4 protein-coding genes are annotated in these 5,777 nt (G+C 61.8%); 3 read left to right on the top strand and 1 reads right to left on the bottom strand.

The annotated features are described in order from the left end of the window. The first annotated feature begins 234 nt into the window (after positions 1 to 234). Positions 235 to 1,128, top strand: a complete 894-nt coding sequence (locus EN750_RS15890) for a DUF2865 domain-containing protein (RefSeq protein WP_245482719.1) — start codon at positions 235 to 237, stop codon at positions 1,126 to 1,128. 124 nt (positions 1,129 to 1,252) lie between these two features. Continuing rightward, the gene (locus EN750_RS15885; protein WP_013529265.1) at positions 1,253 to 1,489 is read left to right on the top strand and encodes a hypothetical protein; all 237 of its coding nucleotides are present in this window, start codon (positions 1,253 to 1,255) and stop codon (positions 1,487 to 1,489) included. 72 nt (positions 1,490 to 1,561) lie between these two features. Here EN750_RS15885 and EN750_RS15880 read toward each other — a convergent pair whose 3' ends face one another. Continuing rightward, on the bottom strand, positions 1,562 to 1,912 hold the full coding sequence (locus tag EN750_RS15880; RefSeq protein WP_023810980.1) for a hypothetical protein: 351 nt from the start codon (positions 1,910 to 1,912) through the stop codon (positions 1,562 to 1,564). A 168-nt stretch (positions 1,913 to 2,080) separates the two neighbouring features. Between EN750_RS15880 and EN750_RS15875 the strand changes: the two genes are divergently transcribed. Next, the coding region (locus tag EN750_RS15875; protein WP_189526227.1) for a PAS domain-containing protein at positions 2,081 to 5,777 on the top strand (3,697 nt) is incomplete at its 3' end.

Below are 5,777 nucleotides of genomic sequence, written 5' to 3'. Positions count from 1 at the left end.
GCGATGGTCAGGCTTGCGCTTTCTTTCGAGGTTCGTCTCAATCTTGAAATAAAAATGTAATATCGAATTTACATGAGGTGACGTAGTACAATAGACAATAGGTCATTCATGTAGAAATTCGTTAGATTATTAGGAATTACTCATGTAGCCGAAGCTTGCTGAAGTCATGGACTCTAAATTCCAGGTTCTCCGCAAAAAGGACCAGTTGTCCCGATGATCCGTTTCTGGCCTTCCATGGTGATCGTATTTATTTCGCTGGCGGCAGTTTTGTTCGGTACCCTTTCGTCCTACGCGGACAGCTGCGGCGCGATCAGAAGCCAGTTGCTTTCGGCTGGCCGCAGCGGCGGGGCGAGCCCGGAGCTTGCCCAGTTGCGCCGGCAACTTGCAGCCATCCAGACTATCGAGAGACAGCGCCAGTGCACGGCGAAGAGTTCGCTTGGTGGTCTCTTCAACGCTTGCGCCGATCTCGCCAGGAGCCGCTCGGATGTGCAGCGCCGGATTGCTGCCGCTGGGAATTCGGGCCGCGACACAGCGGGCCTGCAGGCGCGCCTCGTCGCGCTTGGCTGTGCGCCTTCGGCAAAGCAACGGCCTGTGCGCGCCGCGCCCAGCACCCAATCGGCGAGCACCACGTTCGCCGGCAATGCGATGCTGTTTTGCGTGCGTCTGTCGGACGGATATTTCTTCCCGGCGCCAAAGTCGCAATTCGCCGCCAGCGGCGATCTGAAGGAGACGGTCGATCAATGCCGTTACATCTGCGATGACCCCGGCGTCGACCTCTACACGTTGAACGACGCCAGCCTCGAGACCGACCAGATGACCGCGCTCGACACGCGCAAACCCTATACCGAGCTGCCGGCAGCCTTCAGATATCGCGATGATGCGAATTTCAAGGCATGCGACGTCAAGCGCTACTACCAGCGGGTCACCGAACTGCGAGCCAGGACCGTGACGCCCGCCAACATGCGCAACGCCATTATTCCGTTGCCGACGGCGAAGCCGGATCTCGGCACGGTTGCGGCCGTCCCCGGGATCGATGCCGAAGCCCCAGGTGCCGCCCAGCACCTTTCGATCGAGGCCGGCGAGCGGCCGGTGCGCTTGGTCGGCCCGGCATTTTTCCCGGCCGAATGATCGCCGGTCTTCCCCGATTTGCGATCACCGGCGGCGGGGTGCCTGCTGCTATGCGGCTGCGCGATCCGTCTGGAACAGAGGGGCGCTCACGGCGTTGTGATCGACATCAGCCGGGAGGAACGCCATGGCTACGTTCAGGGAAATGCGGGTGCTGGAGATCGTCGAAGACGACTCGCTGACCACCGAACAAAAAATCGCCGAACTGCGCGAGATCGAATCCGAGGCGCGTGGGTTGCAGCGGGCTGCCTCGGAGGGTCCAATGGACGACGATGACGGTTGGCAGGAAGATCTGCGTCAGGTTCGTCTTGCACTCGACAAGCTCGGAGCGAAGGAGCCGAAAAAAGGCGCTGCTTCCCTGTGAAAGCCCGTTCGCCGAGCTATCCGCGGATCGTGTTTGTTTGACCGAATCCCGCTTTTAGGACCAAGCTCCAATCTAATCGCAGACCATGCGAGCTCTCTTGCCAGGCTCGCTGACGTTCCTGCAGGTCAGCGACTTCGCCGGCGCCGATAGGGACGCCGACGCAGGCAACCTCGTCTGATGCCGTCTCGGTGCGGCATGGCTGACCTTGCGCTCGGAAAAACGCCGGGGCGGCTGCGGCGCCACCGGAAAAGCGCCGTTTTCGACCTCGGCTTGCCCATAGTCGACATTCGGTGGCGGCCGGTCCCAGAAGCGCCGGACATCGAGCGGCCTCGGGATGACGACCGTGCCGTCATAACTGCGCGAGCAACCGCCGCCGAAAAGCAGCGCCAGCCCCATGAAAAAAGGCACAATCCGTCCAAGCATCAGCAATACCCCTGCCGTTGCTTATATAGCGGGTTCGACCCCGCCGACAACCGGGCGGAATGAAGCTAACTGACCGTTAAGGTTAGCGGATCCTTAATGCTTCTCGGGCACATTTTGCCGACGAACCGCGGAGGAGGGTTCGGCCTTGGTTTTCGGGGTGGGGACGGCATGGCGGAAGCGAACGAAACAATCAGCGCGCGCGGCAAGCGCGCGCCTCGCAGATCCACAGCGCATGGCGATGATGCATCATCGTCCGCCTCTTGCATGGATTCGAACGATGCGCTTCGCCAACTCGTCGAAGCCGGTTCCGACTGGGTCTGGGAGACCGACGCCGAACTGCGCTTCTCCTGGCTCTCGCAGAATTACCAGGCAGCCACCGGCATCGATCCGGCAAACGTGCTTGGCCGGTTCCGCTTCGACTTCCTCAATCAGGTCCTGAACGGCGATCGTAGTGGCGCCGCGCATTTGGAGGATCTGCAGGCGCACCGGCCTTTTCGCGACTTCGTCTACGAACTCAAGGGTGGCAGCGCCGACTGTCGCTGGGTCTTGACATCAGGCTTTCCGAAGTTCGACGACGAAGGAAGATTTGCCGGCTATCGCGGAATCGGCCGCAACGTCACGGCATTGGCCGGCGCCTTCAAAGGTCCGGGGCAGGAACCATCGGCCGACGGCGAGCCCGACCAGCATCTGGCCGACCTCGAGCGGACGATGGACGCCATGCACATGGGCGTCGTGCTCCTCGACGCCAGGCTCGACACGCTGATCGTCAACAAGGCCTATCGCGACCTCTCGAGGATTTCGGACGGCGCTGTCGGCGTCGGCGCTCCGTTCAGCCTGTTGATGGAACTCAACCGCCGCAGCGGCATCTATGGCGACATCGACGAACGGCAATGGCAGCGCTACCTTGCCACTCGTCTCGAGGAGATTCGCGCCGGATCCGTCGCGCCGCGTGAATTTGTCCATGCCAACGGCAGGACGATGATGTTCTCGGTGACGGCGCTGTCAGGCGGCAAGCGGCTGCTGACCTATTATGAGGTCACCGAGATCAAGCAACGCGATGCGGAGATCAAAAGCGCGAACGCCAAGATCGCCGAGACCTTCGCCAGTCTCCGCACCATGGTCGACCAGATGCCGATCGGTGTCCTCGTCCTCGACGCCGATATGCGCACCGAGATCATCAACCGTGCTTTCTATGATTTCTGGCAGATCGACGCCCGGCGCGCCGAGATCGGCTGCAGCTTCCGCGATCTGATGGACGCCAGCCGCGACATCGATCCGTTTGGTGCCGACGATGCATCATGGCAGCGGCATATCGCCGAGCGCGAGGCGGAAATCAGGGCCGGGATCGCCGCGGCGCGGCAGTTCCCGCGCAATGACGGCCGCACGCTGATATCGTCGATGGCGCCGCTGGCCGGCGGCAAGCGGCTGATCTCCTATGTCGACGTCACCGACATGAAGAACCGGGAGGCCGAACTTGCCGACGCGCTGGAGAAAGCGCGGCTGGCGGAGGCGGTGATCAACGCCGTCAAGGATCCGATCTTCGTCAAGGACGACCATCTGCGCTTCGTCTTCGTCAACGAGGCGTTCGCGGCCCTGTTTGGCCAGACGCCGCAAGCCATGCTCGGCAAACCCGGCGGCGATTTCCTCCCGGCGAACGCTGTCGCGCTTTTCGAGCAGAGCGAAGGTGAGGTCCTTGCGACCGGGCGGCCGTACGAAGTGGAAGAGAATTTCGAGGTCGATGGCGCCAGCCGATCGCGTATCGTCAGGAAGAGCCGCGTCGGCATGGCCAGCGGCCGCAACTATGTTGCCGGCTTCCTGTTCGATATTTCCGAAATGAAGCGCCGCGAGACGGAAGCGCAGGATGCGCGCAAGCATCTCGCCAGCGTGCTGGAATCCTTGCCGGCCGCCGTGATCATCTACGATCGCGACGACAGGTTCGTTTTCGCCAACCGCAAGATCCAGGATACGCTGCCGGCCTTGAAGCCGGCATGGCAGCCCGGCTGCACATTCCGCGAGGCACTCGTTCTGGGCCATGCGAACGGCTATTTCCGCGACAGCGGCGATCCACAAGTCGACCAGCTCTACGACAGCGACCATGACCGCTGGCTGGATGCGATCCTCGCCCGCTACCGCTTGCCCAATTCCCGCTACGAGCGTCATAACCCCGACGGCCGCTGGTACCAGGTCTACGACATGCGGACCGATGATGGCACCTTCATCGGTGTTCGCGTTGACATCTCCGAGATCAAGAGCCGCGAGGCGGCATTGCGCGATTCGATGCGCCAGATCGACCTGTTCCGGCACGTGATGGACGAGTTGCCGGTGGCCGCCTTCATCAAGGCGCAGGACCTGAGCATAGAATTCGTCAACAAGGCCTGGTGCGCGATCACCGGCTTGGCCAAGGAGGATGTCATCGGCCGCACCGACCGGCAGTTGTTCGGTGCGCAGGACGCCGATGGCTACAGCCATGACGACACGCAAGTCGCCGTGACGGGCGCCGTCAAGGAGGTCGAGGAACCCGTCACCCATCGCGACGGCACGGTTCGGCAGTTGATGACGCGCAAGAGCCGCCTGGTGACGCTGGACGGGTCGGTGCATCTGGTCGGTTCGAGCACCGACATCACCGACGTCAAGGCGCGCGAGCGTGCGCTGGAAGAGAGCATGCGCGAGAACGAGGTGTTCCGCAGCCTGATCGACAACGTGCCGGTATCGATCTACGCCAAGCGCTCCGATCTCCGGCAGTTCTATGTCAACAAGGGCTGGTCCGATCTCACGGGCTTCAGCAAGGAAGAGGCTATCGGCAAGACCGACATCGAGATTTTCGGGCCGGATGGCGAGGCTTTCGTCAATGGCGACCTCGCCGTGCTGCGCACCGGCGAAACCCAGGAGGTCGAAGAGACGGTGACGTTGGCCGACGGCAGCGTCAGGCATCAATTCGCCCGCAAGGGCGCGATGATCGCCTCCGACGGCTCGCTCTATCTGATCGGCTCGACCACCGACATCACCGAGCTGAAGATGCGAGAGGCGGAACTACGCGAAGCGCGTCAGCGCGCCGTGCTCGCCGACCGCGCCAAGTCGGAGTTCCTCGCCAATATGAGCCATGAGATCCGCACGCCGATGAACGGCGTGCTCGGCATGGCCGAACTGCTGGCCAAATCGGACCTCGACCCGAAGCAGAAGACGTTCACCGACATCATCGTGAAATCGGGCAATGCGCTGCTCACCATCATCAACGACATACTGGACTTCTCCAAGATCGATGCCGGTCAGCTGGTGCTCGATCCGGCGCCCTTCAATCTGGCCGAGGCGATCGAGGATGTGGCGACGCTGGTGTCGACACGAGCCAAGGAAAAAGACCTCGAGCTGATCGTGCGTGTCGAACCTCGGCTCGAGAGCCTGTTCGTCGGTGATGTCGGCCGTATCAGACAGATCGTCACCAACCTGCTCGGCAACGCGGTGAAATTCACCGATGAAGGCCATGTGCTGGTCGACGTCACCGGCGAGAGGGTTCCAACCGGAACGAAGCTGACGATCTCGGTCACCGATACCGGTATCGGTATCCCCGAGGAAAAACTGAAACTGGTGTTCGAGAAATTCAGCCAGGTCGACACCTCTTCGACGAGGCGGCATGAGGGAACCGGCCTCGGTCTTGCCATCACCTCGCGGCTCGTCGAGCTGATGGGCGGCGACATCGGGGTCGAAAGTGCGGAAGGCAAGGGCTCGACTTTCTGGTTCTCGGTGACGCTGCCGAGGGCTGGACAGCAGAACGGACAACGCATCATGCCGATCGACGTGACCGGTGCGCGTGTGCTGATTGTCGACGACAATGCCGTCAACAGGGCGATCCTGACCGAACAGATGACAT

It is taken from the genome of Mesorhizobium sp. M7A.F.Ca.ET.027.03.2.1 (genome assembly GCF_003999175.1).
In the GTDB taxonomy this organism is placed as follows: Bacteria; Pseudomonadota; Alphaproteobacteria; order Rhizobiales; family Rhizobiaceae; genus Mesorhizobium.
The sequence above is the reverse complement of the archived record's forward strand: the minus strand, read 5'-3'. Positions and strand labels throughout refer to the sequence as shown.

What these genes read in the sequence shown, in the direction of transcription:
- EN750_RS15880 (WP_023810980.1), bottom strand. Translation starts at nt 1,912, where the DNA reads ATGCTTGGACGGATTGTGCCTTTTTTCATGGGGCTGGCGCTGCTTTTC.
- EN750_RS15890 (WP_245482719.1), top strand. Translation starts at nt 235, where the DNA reads ATGGTGATCGTATTTATTTCGCTGGCGGCAGTTTTGTTCGGTACCCTT.
- EN750_RS15885 (WP_013529265.1), top strand. Translation starts at nt 1,253, where the DNA reads ATGGCTACGTTCAGGGAAATGCGGGTGCTGGAGATCGTCGAAGACGAC.